The 15,872-nt window shown below is 73.8% G+C and carries 7 protein-coding genes; 6 read left to right on the forward strand and 1 reads right to left on the reverse strand.

Annotated elements, in window-relative coordinates:
• Window positions 1–97 precede the first annotated feature (97 nt).
• From ABKA17_RS37440 to ABKA17_RS37465, 6 genes are all read left to right on the forward strand, one after another.
• Window positions 98–1,396 carry an MFS transporter gene (locus tag ABKA17_RS37440; RefSeq protein ID WP_353696833.1) on the forward strand — a complete coding sequence of 433 codons (1,299 nt, stop codon included), beginning with the start codon at window positions 98–100 and terminating at the stop codon, window positions 1,394–1,396.
• Window positions 1,397–1,464: 68 nt separating this feature from the next.
• Window positions 1,465–4,824, forward strand: coding sequence for a type I polyketide synthase (locus ABKA17_RS37445; protein ID WP_353696834.1), 3,360 nt, complete (start codon window positions 1,465–1,467; stop codon window positions 4,822–4,824).
• Entirely contained in the window at window positions 4,821–10,331 is a 5,511-nt protein-coding gene (locus tag ABKA17_RS37450) for a MupA/Atu3671 family FMN-dependent luciferase-like monooxygenase (protein ID WP_353696835.1), read from the forward strand. The genes ABKA17_RS37445 and ABKA17_RS37450 overlap by 4 nt, the downstream gene beginning before the upstream one ends.
• Before the next feature lie 4 nt (window positions 10,332–10,335).
• Window positions 10,336–11,628 carry a M18 family aminopeptidase gene (locus ABKA17_RS37455; protein ID WP_353696836.1) on the forward strand — a complete coding sequence of 431 codons (1,293 nt, stop codon included), beginning with the start codon at window positions 10,336–10,338 and terminating at the stop codon, window positions 11,626–11,628.
• 38 nt (window positions 11,629–11,666) lie between these two features.
• The gene (locus ABKA17_RS37460) at window positions 11,667–12,407 is read left to right on the forward strand and encodes a thioesterase II family protein (protein WP_353696837.1); all 741 of its coding nucleotides are present in this window, start codon (window positions 11,667–11,669) and stop codon (window positions 12,405–12,407) included.
• Window positions 12,404–14,266, forward strand: a complete 1,863-nt coding sequence (locus ABKA17_RS37465; protein WP_353696838.1) for a non-ribosomal peptide synthetase — start codon at window positions 12,404–12,406, stop codon at window positions 14,264–14,266. Before ABKA17_RS37460 ends, ABKA17_RS37465 begins: the two co-directional genes overlap by 4 nt.
• Here ABKA17_RS37465 and ABKA17_RS37470 read toward each other — a convergent pair.
• Window positions 14,232–15,695, reverse strand: a complete 1,464-nt coding sequence (locus ABKA17_RS37470) for an MFS transporter (RefSeq protein WP_353696839.1) — start codon at window positions 15,693–15,695, stop codon at window positions 14,232–14,234. The two genes, ABKA17_RS37465 and ABKA17_RS37470, sit on opposite strands and share 35 nt — an antisense overlap.
• Between the last annotated feature and the right edge of the window lie 177 nt (window positions 15,696–15,872).

Below are 15,872 nucleotides of genomic sequence, written 5' to 3' on the forward strand. Positions count from 1 at the left end.
GAACTCCGCACCGCCTGACTAGTGTTCGACGGGTTCTGTCCCCCGGGTCCGCCCCGCACGCACCTCGCCCTGTTGCCGTCCGCGAAGGAAGTCGAGCATGCCGGAACCCGTCACGGCGTCGGTGCGGGAACACCGGTACCGCATCCTGGTCGCGGGCTACGCCCTGTCGTCGTACGGCAGTTATCTCAACGTCGTCGCGCTGAACCTGTACGTCTACGCCGTCACCGACCGCGCGCTCGCCGTCGGTGCCTTCATGGCCGTACGGCTGGCCGCGGGGATCGTGGCGGGGCTGCTCGCCGCTCCGATCCTGGCCCGGTGGTCGGCGCGGTCCGTCATGTTCTGGGTGAACGTGGTGCAGGCGGCCGTGCTGGCGGTCCTGGTGGCGGCGCCCGACACCCTGCGCACCCCGGTGCTGTTCGTCGTCTCGGCGGTGGGCGGGATCACCGGCACGGTCTTCCTGGTCGCGCTGCGCGGCACGGTCATCCCGGAGATGGTCGCCGAGGACCGCCGTACCTGGGCCAACTCGCTGATGGTGAGCGGCCGTTCGCTGGCGATGGTGGCCGGGTTCGCGTCGGCCGGCGTGGTGGTCTCGCTGCTCGGCTACACGGCGGCGTTCCTGCTGGACATGGCCACGTTCCTGGTGTGCGCGGTGGCGGTGGCCCAACTGCCCGCCACCCGACGGCGGAAGACGGACCCGGACGAGGATCCTTCCGATCCGGCGGAGGCGGCGACCGAGGGCGGCAAGAAGCGCCGGAAGCTGCCCGCCGCGGTGGTCGTCCTGGCCGGCGCGCCGGTGCTCGGCCTGATGGTGCTGCTGCGGGGCGTCGACGCGCTCGGCTCGTCCTCCCACAACGCGGCGCTGCCGGTGTACTCGACGGAACTGGACACCGGCAGCCCGGCCACGTTCGTCAGCGTCTTCTGGTGTGTGTGGGCGTTCGGCAACATCGTGGCCCAGCAGATGATCCAGCGGCTGCCGCGGCGCTCCGAACAGGCGCTGGGCGCGCTCGGCTTCGGGCTCGGCACCATCGTGATGTCCGGCGCCTTCATCCTGGCCTTCGCCGGGCTGCCCTGGACCGCGACCGTGCTGATCGCCCTGCTCGCGGGGGCGGCCGACGGGCTGACCGAGGTGTCCTACACCCAGCATCTGCAAGCCCTGCCGGACACCCTGCGCACCCATGCCTTCGGGTTGTCGGCGACCGTGGAGAGCTTCGGCTTCGGCGCCGGGATGATCGCCGTCGGCGCCGCGCTCGACGTGTTCTCACCGCTGTCGGTCGTCGCGGTCGCACACGGGGTGGCCATCGTGATCGCCGTGCTCTTCGTGGCCCTGGTGCTGCGCCGCCGTTCGACGGAGCCGGCGGCCGCGGGCACGGGTGCGGAGGCGCGGGCGGAGGTGTGAGGCGGGCCCGGACGTCGAACCGTCGAGCCGTTGCGGAAGGGGGAGTTGGGGTGCCGGAGGACCGACGTGTGGCGGTCATCGGGATGGCGCTGAGGTTCCCGGGAGCGGGGACCGCCGAGCGGTACTGGCGCGACATCGAGGCGGGCCTCTCCCACGTACGACGTTTCAGCCGGGCCGAGTTACGAGCCGCGGGGGTCTCCGACGACCTCCTCGACGACCCGGACCTCGTCGGCGCCGGTGCGCTGCTGGACGGGATCGACGGGTTCGACGCGGCGTTCTTCGGGATGACCGGGCGCGAGGCGGAGGTGACGGACCCGCAGCAGCGGCTGCTCCTGGAGTGCTGCCACCACGCCCTGGAGGACGGCGGCTACGCAGGCTCGGATGCCCGGATCGGGGTGTACGGCAGCGTCGGGTACCGGCTGTACTCGCTGCACAGCTATCTCGCCAACAACCTCGCGGACGTGCCGGGCGACGACTGGATCGCGCAGAAGCAGGTCCAGGTCGGCAACTATCCCGACTTCGCCGCCAACCGGGCGGCGTTCCGGCTCGGACTGCGCGGACCCGCGGTCAATGTGGCCACCGCCTGCTCCAGCGCCCTCGTCTCGGTCCATCTGGCCTGTCAGGCGCTGCTGGCGGGCGACGCCGAACTGATGCTGGTGGGCTCGGCGGCCCTGCACCTCCCCCAGATCACCGGACACCGGCACGTCAGGGGCTCCACGATCTCGCGGAGCGGCACGGTACGGGCCTTCGACGCGGACGCCGACGGCACGGTCGGCGGCAACGGGGTCGCGGCGGTCCTGCTGAAGCCGCTGGCGCGGGCGCTGGCCGACGGCGACACCGTGCACGCCGTGATTCTCGGCTCGGCGGTCACCAACGACGGTGACGGCAAAGGGGGGTTCGCGGCGCCCGGGGTCGCCGGGCAGCGGGACGCGGTGCTCGGCGCGCTGGAGCGGGCGGGGGCGCCGGCCGACTCCATCGGCTATCTGGAGGCGCACGGCACCGGCACGTTCAAGGGCGACCCGATCGAGTTCGCCGCGCTCACCGAGGCGTTCCGCGCGCATACGGACGGCACGGCCTTCTGCGCCCTGGGCTCCACCAAGCCGGCCATCGGCCACCTGGACAGCGCGGCGGGCCTGGCCGGCCTGATCAAGGCGATCCTGGTGCTACGGCACGGGGTGATACCGCCCCTGGCGAACTTCCGCCGAACCAATCCCCTGCTCCCGCTGGAGAGCAGCCCGTTCGTCATCCCGACCCGAGCCACACCGTGGCCGAGGGCGACCGGGGTACGGCGGGCGGGGGTGCACTCGATCGGCATGGGCGGGACCAACGCGCACGTGATCCTGGAGGAGGCGCCGGGGAGAGGACCGGAGGGCGCGGTCGGGGACGGGGCGAGGGGCAGGCCGGAGGGTGTGCCCGGGGGCGGGGCATGGGGCGTGCCGGAGGGCGCGCCCGGGAACGGGACGAGGGGTGTGCCGGGGCACGGGGGCGCGTCGAGAGACGTGCCGGATGCGGTGGGGGGCGAGCGGGACGCACCCGCGCTGCTGCCGCTGTCGGCGCGAACCCCGGAGGCGCTGACCACGTACGCCCGTGCCTTCCGGGACGAACTGCTGCGGCGCCCCGACCTCGCCCCCGCGGATCTACTGACGACGACCGCGCTCGGCCGCCGCCACCTGTCCCACCGGCTGGTCGTCACCGCACCCTTGGTCGAGGGCTTGGACGCCTTCCTCGCGGGCGACCCGTCGGGCCCCCTGACCGGCACGGCCGACCGCCCCGCCTCCCCCGCCTTCCTCTACAGCGGCCAGGGCACCGGCGGCCCCGGCATGGCCGCCGCCCTCGCCGCCCGCTTCCCGGTCGTCGCCGAGGTGCTGGCGGAGTGCGCCCGGGTCTACGAGGAGGAGACGGGCGAGACCGACTTCCTGGACCGGATCAGGGGCGGGGTCGGCACACGCAGGCCTGCCCACCCCGGCACCGCTTCGGGGGCCCGCCCTCTCGGTCCACCCCCCGCCCCCTGGGGCACCGACTTCGCACAGCCCGCCATCTTCGCGCTTCAGGTCGCTCAGACCCGGCTGTGGCGGAGTTGGGGGGTGCGGCCGGTGTCGGTGGCCGGGCACAGTGTGGGGGAGTTCGCGGCGTTGTGTGCGGCCGGGGCGTTGTCGCTCGCCGACGGGATGCGGTTGCTGTGTCGGCGGGGACGGCTGATGCAGGGCACGGCGCCGGGCGCGATGCTCGCCGTGTTCGCCGACCGGGACCGGGTCCGGCGACTCGCGGCAGAGGTCGGACAGGTGGAGCTCGCCGTGTCCAACGGGCCCGACCACCACGTGCTGGCCGGTCCCCCCGACGCCGTCGACGAGGCGCACCGACGGCTGACCGGGCAGGGCCTGACCGGCGTACCGCTCCCGGTGGACCGCGCCTTCCACAGCGCCCTGCTCGACCCGGTCCTCGACGAGCTGCGGGCGGCCGTCGAGAAGGCCGAACTACGGCCGGTGGAGGTCGAGTTCGTCAGCGGGCTGGACGGCGTCGCCCATCCCCCGGGCTGGCTGCCCGACGCCGACCACCTCGTGCGCCAAGCCCGGCACACCGCCGACTTCCACGCCGTACTGCGCACCCTGGCCGACGCGGACGTCCTCCTCGAACTCGGCCCCGACGCCACCCTGACCCGGCTGGCCCGCCGGGCGGTCCCGGACACCCTCGGCGTCCCCACCGGACGCACCCCGGACGACGTGTGGCGGGCGTTCGCCCGGCTGCACTGTGCCGGCGTGCCCGTCGACTGGGCCGCCCTGCTCGACGGGTGCGGCGGCCGCCGTGTCCCGCTGCCCACCTACCCCTTCGAGCACCGGTCCTACTGGATCGGCCCGCCACCTCCGGCGCCCACCACGGCCGTACCCGCGAACGAAGCCACGCACGAACCCGATGGGGAGAACGACGTGACCGACCAGGCAGTACTCAAGCGCGTACTCGAACTGACCGCACAGCATCTGGGATACGACCAGGACGGGCTGCGCGCCGGGGAGACCTACGTGGGACTGGGCGCGGACTCCCTGCAACTGATCGGCATGCTCCGGCAGTTGGAGGGCGAGTTCGGGGTGCGGCTGGCCTTACGGGAGCTACTGGAGGACGCGGGGTCGCCGGAGCTGACGGCACGGCTGATAGCTGAGCGCGTGGGGCGGTCGCTGCCGGAGCCGCGGGCCGAGCTCATCGACGTACGGAAGGTGCCGGAGCAGCGGCGGGACGCGGTGCCCTCCGAGGCTCCCGGGTCGGCTTCCGAGTCGGCTTCCGAGTCGGCTTCCGAATCAACGGAGTTCGCCAGCCGCGCCGAAGTCGCGGAGCTGCGGCGGCAGATCGACCTGCTGGCCGAGACGCAGGCCTCGCTGATCACCCAGTTGTCCGACGCCGTCGCGCTGCTCACCGCCGAGCGGGCCGGTCGATGAGCCCGGTCACGGCGGCGGACCGTGCCGCGGCACTCTCGCGCGGGCTGGACGAGCAGTTGGCCCGCGCACGCCGGGACGCCACGGGTCCGGCCCCCGACTCCGCCGCCCCCTCCGTCCACGGCCCCCGCGTCACCCTCTCCCCCGACTCCGGCATGGCCGGCGCCGGCGCCACCGACTCCCAGCGCGCGCACGCCATCGACCTCGCCCGGCGGCTTTCCGAACGCACCCGGACCTCCAAGGAGCTTGCTCAGGCCCGGCGTTCGATGCTGGCGGACAGCCGGGCCGTGGTCGGGTTCCGGCGCGCGACGAAGGAGACGCTGTACCCGCTCGCGGCCCGCGAGGCACGCGGCGCGCGGCTGACGGACGTCGACGGGAACACGTACACCGACATCACGATGGGCTTCGGCTCCCTCCTGCTCGGTCATGAGCCGGAGTGTGTGACGGAGGCCGTGCGCGCACATCTGGACGGCGGCGGGCTGCGGTTCGGGCCGCGACCGGTCGAGGCGGGTGAAGTCGCCGAGCTGCTGGCCGAGTTCACCGGTATGGAACGTGTCGCGTTCGCGGCGTCCGGCACCGAGGCCAACTCCGCCGCGATCCGGCTCGCCCGCGCCGCCACCGGACGCGACCGGATCGTCATGTTCCGCGGCTCCTACCACGGCCACATCGACACGGTGCTCGGCCGCCCCGGCCCGGGCAGCGGCGCCGTGCCCGTCTCCCGGGGCATCCCCGACAGCGCCGTCGCGGAGCTGATCGTCCTGGAGTACGGCAGCCAGGAGGCCCTCACCACCATCGACGCGCTCGGCGACCGGATCGCCGCGGTCCTCGTCGAGCCCGTGCAGTGCCGCAACCCCGCCCTGCGCCCGGTCGCCTTCTTACGCGAGCTGCGCGAACTGACCCGGCGGCGCGGCATCGTGCTGCTCTTCGACGAGATGCTCACCGGTCTGCGCCCGCACCCGCGCGGCGCCCAGCACCACTTCGGCGTCGTGCCCGACCTCGCCACCTACGGCAAGGCGCTCGGCAGCGGCTTCCCCGTCGGGGCGATCGCGGGCCGCGCCGACATCATGGACGGTGTCGACGGCGGCTTCTGGCGCTACGGCGACGACAGCCGCCCCACCGCCGAGACCACCTTCTTCGGCGGGACCTACCTCCAGCACCCCCTGTCGATGGCGGCGGCCAAGGCGGTCCTCACCCATCTCGCCGCCGAAGGGCCAGGACTCCAGGAACGCCTCAACGCCCGTACCGACGCCCTCGCCGACGACCTCAACCGGTTCTTCGCCGACGAGGAGTTCCCGCTGGAAATGGCCCACTTCGGGTCGATGTTCCGTTTCACGCACCGCGCCGACATGGAACTGCTCTACCAGCACCTGCTGTTGCGCGGCATCCACATCTGGGAGTGGCGCAGCTTCTACCTCTCCACCGCCCACACCGACACCGACATCGAGCGGGTCGCGGACGCCGTGAAGGGGTCCCTACGGGAGCTGCGGGAGGCGGGCTTCTTCCCGACGTCCCGGCGCGTCCGCGCGCGACGTGTCGAGCCTCAACGCCCGCACAGACAACCCGACTTCGGGGTGTACTTCTTCGGCGACTACCCCGACGCCGACAGCACGTCCGCCTACGACCGGCTCGTCGACACCGCCCGCTTCGCCGACGAGCGGGGCTTCAGCTCGCTGTGGCTGCCGGAGCGGCACTTCCACTCCTTCGGCGGGCTCTTCCCCAACCCGGCCGTCCTGGCAGCCTCGTTGGCGCGTGTGACGAGCCGTATCCGGCTCAACGCCGGTTCCGTGGTGCTGCCGCTGCACGATCCGGTGCGGATCGCGGAGGAGTGGTCGGTCGTCGACAACCTCTCCGGCGGCCGGGTCGGCCTCGGCTGCGCGACCGGCTGGCACGCCCAGGACTTCGCGCTGCACCCGGACCGGTTCGAGCGGCGCAAGGAGATCGCCTTCGCCCACCTCGACGAGGTGACCACGCTGTGGCGCGGCGGCAGCGTGCGGCGTACCAGCGGTGAGGGCGAGCCCATCGACGTGACGGTCCACCCGCGCCCTGTGCAGGAGCTGCCGCCGATGTTCCTCGCCACCTCCGGGCGGCGTGCCTCGTACGAGGAGGCGGGGCGGCGCGGGCTCGGGATCGTCACCAACCTGATGGGGCAGACCGTCGCCGAACTCGCCGACAACGTCCGCCACTTCCGCAAGGCCCGCGAACAGCACGGCCTCGACCCCGACACCGGCCGGGTCACCGTCCTGCTCCACACCTACCTCGGCACCGACCACGCCACGGCTCGCGCGCAGGCCCTGGAGCCGATGAGCCGCTATCTGCGTTCCTCCCTCCAGATGCGTTCGGCGGCGAGCGCGGTGGGCGCCGGGCCCGAGGACGTGGCCACGGCGAGCGAGGACGACCTCGACTACCTCTTCCGCCGCGCCTACGACCGCTACTGCGACGAACGCGCCCTGATCGGCACCCCCGACACCTGCGCCCCCCTGGTGGCGGCGCTGCGCGAGGCGGGCGTCGACGAGATCGCCGCGCTGGTCGACTTCGGCATGCCCGCCGAGCGGATGCGGGCGGGCCTGGAGCACTTGGACACACTGCGGCGGCGCACACGGGAGGCGGAGGTGGATACGGCCCGCCCGGACACCGGCGGCCACCGCGTCGGCCCCGCCACCGACGCCCAGCGACGGCTCTGGCTCGCCGCCCGGCTGATCGCCGACCCGGCCGCGTACAACGAGATCCAGTCCGTACGGCTGCGCGGCCCCCTCTCCGAGCAGGCGCTGCGCACCGCGGTGACCGGGCTCGTCGAGCGGCACGAGGGGCTGCGGACGGTGTTCCGCGCCGCGGGGGACACGGTCGAGCAGGTCGTACGACCGGACCTGCGACCGGAGTTGACGGTCACGGACGTCGACGGGGCGGAGGCGGTGGCCGCCGTCCTGCGCGAGGAGAGCGGACGGCCGTACGACCTCGCCGAGGGCCCCCTGTTCACGCCCCGGCTGCTGCGCCTCGCCGCGGACGACCACGTACTGGTCCTCGGCCTGCACCACATCATCACGGACGCCCACTCGGCCGGGCTGATCGCCGCCGACCTTGAGGAGTTGTACCGGGCGGCGGTCGAGCAGCGGGAGCCGGTGTTCGCGGCACCGGCGGGAAGCACGCTCGGCGAGCCGCGGGGCGAGGAGGACTACGACCCCGCCGATCTCGACTGGTGGCGCGCGTACCTGACCCCCCTGCCGCCCTCCCCCGCGCTGCCCACGGACCGGCCGCGCGGCCGTCGGGTCGCCGGGCGCGGCGCGGCCGAGGAGGTCTCGTGGGACGCGGGACGGGCCGGACGGTTGCGGGAGTGGAGCGGGCGGCAGGGGGTGACCCTGTTCGCCACGCTGCTCACCGCCTGGCAGCTGGTGCTGCGGGAGCGGTCCGGGCAGGACGAGTTCCTGGTGGGCTCGACCTTCGGGCGCCGCCGTCCCGGCACCGAGAACACCGTCGGCTTCCATGTCGCCGTACTCCCGCTGAAGGCGTCCCTCACCGACACCACCGGGCTACGGGACGCCGTACGGGCCACGCGGGACGCCCTGTTCGACGCCGACGCCCATCAACACGTCAACGTGGACGCCCTGTTGGCCGCCGTCAATCCCGAACCCGGGCACCCGCGCCCACTGGTGACCATGTCGGCCGACCTGGACGGCGTGCCCCTGTCCCGACTCCGGCTCCCCGGACTCACCACGGAACAGATCCCCGGCGGCACCGAATCGGCCCCGCTGGAACTGGCGTTGGCCGCCCTGGACACCCGTGACGGCCTGCGGCTGCGGATCCGCTACGACGCCGACCTGTACGACGCGTCGACCGTACGGGGGCTGCTGGCAGACCTGGACCGGGTGCTGGAGACCATGGCGGGCGGCCGGGCGGTGACGGTGGCGGACACCAAACCGGCCGACGCAACGCCAGGCGCCGAGACGCCGGGTGCCGAGACCCTGCGTACCCTCTGGTCCTCCGTCCTCGGTACCGACGACCTCTCCGACACCGCCGGCTTCTTCGACCTGGGCGGCAGTTCCATCGCCGCGATCCGGCTGCACAACCGGGTCCGGGACGCCCTCGGCGTCGAGTTCTCGCTGGCGGACTTCTTCGCCGAGCCGACGCTCGGCGCGCTGGTCCGGACGCTGGCAGGAGGCGATACGGCCTCTGACCGCGCCCCCGTCACCGACCAGCAGGCCCGGATGCTGGCCGCCCAACCCGCCCTGCCCCGGCCGCAGGTCTACAACGTGCCGACGCGCATCCGCCTCACCGGCCCCGTCGACACCGACGCCCTGCGCACCGCGCTCACCGAGCTGGTGCGGCGCCACCACTCGCTGCGGACCCGGTATGTGCGGGACGGCGAGGGTGTCTGGTGGCAGGAAGTCGTGGACGTCGCCCCGCCACCGCTGCGGATCGTCGACTACAGCCGGCTCCCCGCCGAACGGGCCGCCCGGCGCGCCGACCAGGCCTGCCGGGCCGCGGCCGACGAACCCTTCGACCTCACCCGTCCGACCCTGCCCCGGCTACGGCTGCTGCGGGTCGCGCCGGACGAATGGGTGCTGATGTTCGTCGTGCACCACATCTGCACCGACGGCTGGTCCCACGGAGTGCTCCTCGCCGAGCTGGCCGCCCTCTACACCGCCGCCGCGTCCGGCACCGACCCCGCCCTGCCCGCGCCCTCGGCCCAGCCCGCCGACCACGCGCGCCGTCAGCTCGAACGCCGGGGCGCGGCCGAACGGGCCCGGCGGGCCGCGCACTTCGTCGAGCAGCTGGCCGGCGTACCCACCCGTCTGGACGTGCCCACGGACCGCCCCCGGCCCGAGCGGCTCAGCGGCGACGGCGACACCGTCCGCGGCCACGCTCCGGCTGAACTGCGGCGCAGGGTCGAGCGGTTCGCCGCAGCGCGGCGGGTGACTCCGTTCGCCGTGGCGGCCGCCGCGCTCGGCGTCACCGTGGCCCGGCTCTCCGGACAGCGGGACCTGCTGGTGGGGGTGCCGTACGCGAACCGGGACGGCAGCGACACCGAGACGCTGGTGTCGCTGGTCTCCACCAACCTCCCCGTGCGGGTCCGGGTCCGGCCCGAGGAGACCTGCGCCGAACTGGTCGCCCGCACCGGCGCCGAGACGCTGGCCGCCATGGCCAACGTCCTGCCGACGGCCGAGGTGTGGCAGGCGCTGCGGGCGGCGGGCGTGCGCGAGGTCCCCGAGGTGGTGTCGTGCCTGCTGGTCTTCCAGAACACCGACGACGTCGAGATCGAGATCCCCGGGCTCGGGGTGCGGGTCGACGACGTGGCACCACCGGCGGCACGCACGGAGCTGACGTTCGGACTGACTCCGCGGCGCGATCCGGCGCTGGGCTACCGAACGTATGTCGAATATTCGACGGACCTGTGGGACAGGAACTCGGCGGAGCGGATCCTCGACTCCTACCTGTCCGTCCTCGACGACCTGTGCGACAGCCCCGACCGCGTGGTCGGCGAGCTGCTCGCCCCCCACCACCCCGGAGAGGCATAACCGCATGACCAAGGGCATCGATCCGACGCACGACGAAGACCTCCTCGCCTTCCTGGAAGCCGCCTCCTCGCCGTATCACGCGGTGGCGCAGGCCGTGCAGCGCCTGGAGAAGGCCGGCTTCGAAGAGCTGCGGGAGACCGAGGAGTGGACCGGCCACAGCGGCGGCCGGTTCGTCGTACGGGGCGGCGCGCTGCTCGCCTGGTACGTCCCCGAGGGGGCGCCCGCGCACACGCCGTTCCGGATCATCGGCGCCCACACCGACTCCCCCAACCTGCGGGTCAAGCCGACCCCGGACACCGGTTCGGCGGGCTGGCGCCAGGTCGCCGTGGAGATCTACGGCGGGGTACCGCTGAACACCTGGCTCGACCGCGACCTCGGCGTCTCCGGCCGGCTGACCCTGCGCGACGGCACGGCGAAGCTGGTCAAGATCGACGAACCCCTGTTGCGGGTCCCGCAGTTGGCGATCCACCTGGACCGTACGGTGAACGAGGGCCTGTCCCTCGACCGGCAACGGCAGGTGCAGCCCGTGTGGTCGCTGGGCCGGGCGGAGCCGGGCGCGCTGCTGCGGCGGGTCGCGGCCGGCGCCGGGCTCGACCCGGCCGACGTGCTGGGCTGGGACCTGATGCTGCACGACGTGCAGAAGCCCGGACTGCTGGGCGCCGAGCGGGAGTTCCTGGTCTCGGCGCGGCTGGACAACCTCGTCTCCGTGCACGCGGGCGCCGCCACCCTGGCCGCCGTCGCGCAGTCCTGGCCGGGGGGCGCCGAAAGCATCCCGGTGCTCGCCGCGTTCGACCACGAGGAGGTCGGCTCCGGCTCCGAGACCGGCGCCCAGGGTCCGCTCCTGGAACGCGTCCTGGGCCGGGTGGTGAGCGCGCGGGGCGGCGGCGCCGAGGACTGGGCGCGGGCCCTGGCCGGCACCATCTGTGTCTCCGCCGACATGTCGCACGCGGTGCACCCCAACTACAGCGAGCGGCACGACCCGGACAACCATCCGCTGCCCAACGGCGGCCCGGTGATCAAGGTCAACGTCAACCAGCGGTACGCCACCGACGGCACCGGCTTCGCCGCGTTCGCCGCCGCCGCGGAGCGGGCCGAGGTGCCCTGGCAGCGGTTCGTGTCCAACAACGCCATGCCCTGCGGCACCTCGATCGGGCCGATCACCGCGGCCCGGCTGGGCGTGACCACGGTGGACGTGGGCGTGCCCGGGCTGTCCATGCACTCCTCGCGCGAACTGTGCGGGGCGGCCGACCCCGGGTATCTGACCCGGGCGCTGACGGAGTTCGTCGCGGCGGGCTGAACCAACGACAAGAGGGTGGGCAGAAGGTGTCGAGGAACGTGACCCTGGCAGGGGCCGACCCGGAGCGGGCCGCGCTGCGGGTGCTGATCGTGCCGCACGCGGGCGCGGGTGCGGCGAGCGGGCAGCCGTTCGCCGCGCACGCCCCGGACGACTGGCTGGTGGCGACGGCCCGCCTGCCCGGCCGCGAGTCCCGGGTCCGGGAGGCCGGGGCCGACCTCGACGCCCTCACCGCGGACGTCGCCGCCACGATCCGGGACCTGCCGGGCTCGGCACCCCTGCTCGTGGTCGGCGTGTGCTCGGGTGCCGTGATCGCGCTGGAGACCCTGCGGCGTTCGGGACCGGCCGGGGTGGCGGGTCTCGCCGTGGTGGCGCAGTGGGCGGTGAACGAGAAGCCGGACCCCGGCCGCCGGCTGCTGCGCGACCTCGACACCGTCCGCGACCGCGCCGAAGTCCTGGACATCCTGCGGGACTTCGGCGGCGTACCGGACTCGCTCGCGGCGAACGAGGAGATGCTCGGCCTGCTGCTGCCGGCGATCGTCGCGGACATCAGGGCCGTCGAGGACTACGTCTGCGAGCCCTTCGACCCGGGCGTCCCGCTGCTGACCGTCTTCGGCGACGAGGACGAGCTGTGCACGGAGGAACGCACCGACGGCTGGTCCCTCTTCGGCCTCCGCACCCGCACGGTCTGGCTCCCGGGCCGCCACCTGCTCCTCGTGGACGAGCCGGAGGCACTGGCAACGACGGTGGCGGACAACCTCGACCACTGGGGCCTGGCATGACGAGCCCGAGCGCGAGCACGAGCACGAGGGACACGGCGGACTCCGCCCGGCGGATCGACGTACTGCTCCTGGAACGCCTGGGACGGGATCCCGGCCGACCTGCGCTGATCGCCGCCGACGGCACGGTCGTGAGCGCCGGACGGTTACGGGAGCGGGTGCTGGGGGTGGCGGGCGCGCTGCGCGCCAGGGGGCTGGGGCCCGGCGACCGGGTCGCGGTCCATCACGAGCGGTCGGTCGAGTTCGTGGTCGCGGTGCTGGGCGTGGCCTGCGCGGGGGCCGCGCACGTGGCGCTCGACGTAGCGGACCCTCCTGCCCGCACGCTCGGCATGCTGGCGGACTGCGCGCCGCGCGCGGTGCTGTCGAGCCGGGCCCTGCGCGACCGGCTCGACGGCTGCGGGGTGCCGATCCTGACGGACGAGGAGGCGCCGGAGTCGGCACCCGTGCCGGCGGGCGGCTCCCCGGACGACCCCGTCGCGCTGATCTTCACGTCCGGGTCCACCGGCCGCCCCAAGGCCTCGCTGATCAGCCACCGCGCCCTGGTCTCCAGGATGAACGCGCTCCAGACCACGCACCCGATGGACGAGCACGACCGGCTCGTCCACCACACCACGTGCACCTTCGACATGTATCTCGCGGAGATCTACTGGCCGTTGCTGACCGGCGCCACGCTCGTGCTCGCCGCCCCGGGCGGACAGCGCGACGCGGACCACCTGGCGGCGCTGATCCGCGACCACCGCGTCACCACGATGTACTTCGGGGTCTCGCTGCTGGAGCTGTTCCTGCTGGCCCGCGACGAGAGCGAGCGCTACGACGGGCTGCGCCAGGTCCTGACCGGCGGCGAGCCGCTCCCCGCGGACCTGGTCCACCGCTTCCACGCCCGTTCCACGGCCTCCCTGACCAACCTCTACGGTCCCAGCGAGTGCACGATCCACTGCACCGCCTGGGTCTGCCCGCGCGACCCCGACCTCGACACGGTGCTCATCGGCTCCGCCGTCCCCGACACCGAGCTGTGGGTCCTCGGCGACGACGGCCGCCCCGTGCCCGAGGGCGAACCCGGCGAGCTGTACATCGGGGGCGCGGGTCTGGCCCTGGGCTATCTCGACCGCCCCGAACTGACCGCGGAACGCTTCCTCGACTCGCCCCCGGTGGCACCGGGCCGCCGCCTCTACCGCTCCGGTGACCTCGTACGGGCCCGCCCCGGGGGCGAGTTGGAGTTCCTCGGCCGGGTCGACCGGCAGGTGAAGATCCGCGGGGTCCGGATCGAGCTCGGCGAGATCGAGGCGACGGCCCGGCGCTGTCCGGGGGTGCGGCAGGCGGTGGTGGTGGCGCACGGCTCGGGCGTGGAGAAGGCGCTGGCCGCGTTCGTGGTGCCCGAGGTGCCGTCCGCGCCGGCCGCCGAACTGACGGCGGCGGTCCGCGAGGCCCTGCGCGGCTGGCTGCCGCCCACCATGGTCCCGGCGACGATGGAGCTCCTCGACGCCCTGCCGTTCACACCGAACGGCAAGGTGGACCGCCTGCTGCTGGAGTCCCGGGCGGCCCGGGCAGCCCGTACGACGCCATCGCACCCGACGCCCGCAACCGAGGCGGGGACCGAAGGGGTTGGAGAGATCGAGGGGATCGAGGAGCTGGTGGCCGCCGTGTGGTGCGAGACCCTCGGAGTGGCCGCCGTACGACCCGACGACGACTTCTTCGACCTCGGCGGAAACTCCCTCTCGGTCGTCCGGACGGTCACCCGGCTCCGGGAGCGGCTGGCCGCGGAGATCCCGCTGGCGGCCCTGCTGGAGGAGCCGACCGCGCGGGGGTTCGCCGAGGAGATCCGGCGGGTCACGGCAGGCGCGGCCCGGTCGGCCGTTCCCTGAGCCGGGTCGTCACCCACGCCCCCACCAGCGCCACCGCCGCCATCGGCAGGAACACGGCGGCGAACGCGGCCGGATGCGATCCGCCGGCCTCCGTCGCCGTATGGCTCACCGTGCCACCGCCGAGGGCCGCGAAGGCGGCGCCGCCGGTCGCCAGCAGGACGACGTTGGACAGGGCGTCGGAGATCTGGAGGGCGGCGGAGTTGGTGCCCGCCTCGGTCGGGGCGGAGAGCTGGAGCAGCAGCACGCTGGTGGAGGCGATCACCAGGCCCATCCCGAAGCAGCCGAGCGCCCAGACCACGGCGAGGGTCCAGACCGGTACCGCGCTGATCAGCACGCTGGGCGCGGCGGCGATGGAGGCGGCGACCAAGACCATGCCCAGCGTCATCAGGCGTTGCCGGAAGGGCTCCACCCGCGGCCGCGACTGCACCCACGAGCCCAGCGCCCAGGTGAGGCCACCCGCGGCCAGGGAGAACCCGGCCAGCGTCGGGGACAGCCCGCGCTGGGTGACCAGCATCAGCGGTACGAAGGACTCGGCCGCGATGAAGGAGCCCGCGGCCACCCCGCGCAACAGCACCACGGACGGCAGTCCGCGCACCGCCCGGTAGGTACCGCGCGGGAGCAGTCCGAGCACGGCGGGTACGAGGAGTGCGGCGCCCGCGACGCCGGGCAGCAGGGAGAGCCAGCGCAGGTCCTGGGCGGCGTACTGGAGGAGTCCGGCGCCGAGCGAGATGCCGAGGGCGAGCCGGATACGGCGACGGTCGACGGCCCCGGCGTCCGTGCCGTCGACCGGTCCGGCGGCCCTCCGCCGGATCTGCGGCAGGGCGAGGGCCAGCGGGAACACGACCAGCACCGGAATCCCGACGAACACCCAGCGCCAGCCCAGGTGTTCGGTCACCGCGCCCGAGGCGAGCGGTCCGACGATCGACGGCACGATCCAGCCCGCCGCGAAGGCCGCCATGATCGCCGGCCGCAACCGCTCGGGGTAGGCCCGCCCCACGACGACGTAGAGGGCGACGATGACCAGCCCGCCGCCCAGTCCCTGCACGGCCCGCCCGAGGATGAACAGCCACATCGCGGTCGCCGTCCCCGACAGCAGCAGCCCCGCGGCGAAGGAGGCCATCCCGGCCGTCAGCGCCCCGAGCGGACCGCGCCGGTCGGACCACTGCCCGGCGAGCACCATCCCGAACAGGCTGGTCGTGAAGTACCCGGAGAACGCGAACGCGTACAGCGGGACCCCGTCCAGCTCCCGCGCCGCGACCGGCATCGCCGTCCCCACCGCCGTCGCCTCGAACGCGATCAGCAGCACGACCGACACGATCCCGACGCTGAGCGCCCGGTACGACCGGCTCAGCACCCCGTCCTCGGCACTCTCGGCCAGGTCGGGGGCGGTGCTCACGGCATCGGTGTCGTGCGGTTCGAGGGCTGTCATGGTCGCCAGCGTAAGGGCCACGACAGGGTTTGACCCCTGTCGAGAGACGGTCGGCCACCCGGACCTTCGTCGTACGACCAGCGACGGATCCCCATTCATGAACGCCGTGTGGCAGTCACATTGCAGCCCCCACGATCCCCTTGAGCCACCCCCTGACCCCGCCCTACGGTCTACATC

Source organism: Streptomyces sp. RG80, from assembly GCF_040446465.1.
Classification (GTDB): domain Bacteria; phylum Actinomycetota; class Actinomycetes; order Streptomycetales; family Streptomycetaceae; genus Streptomyces.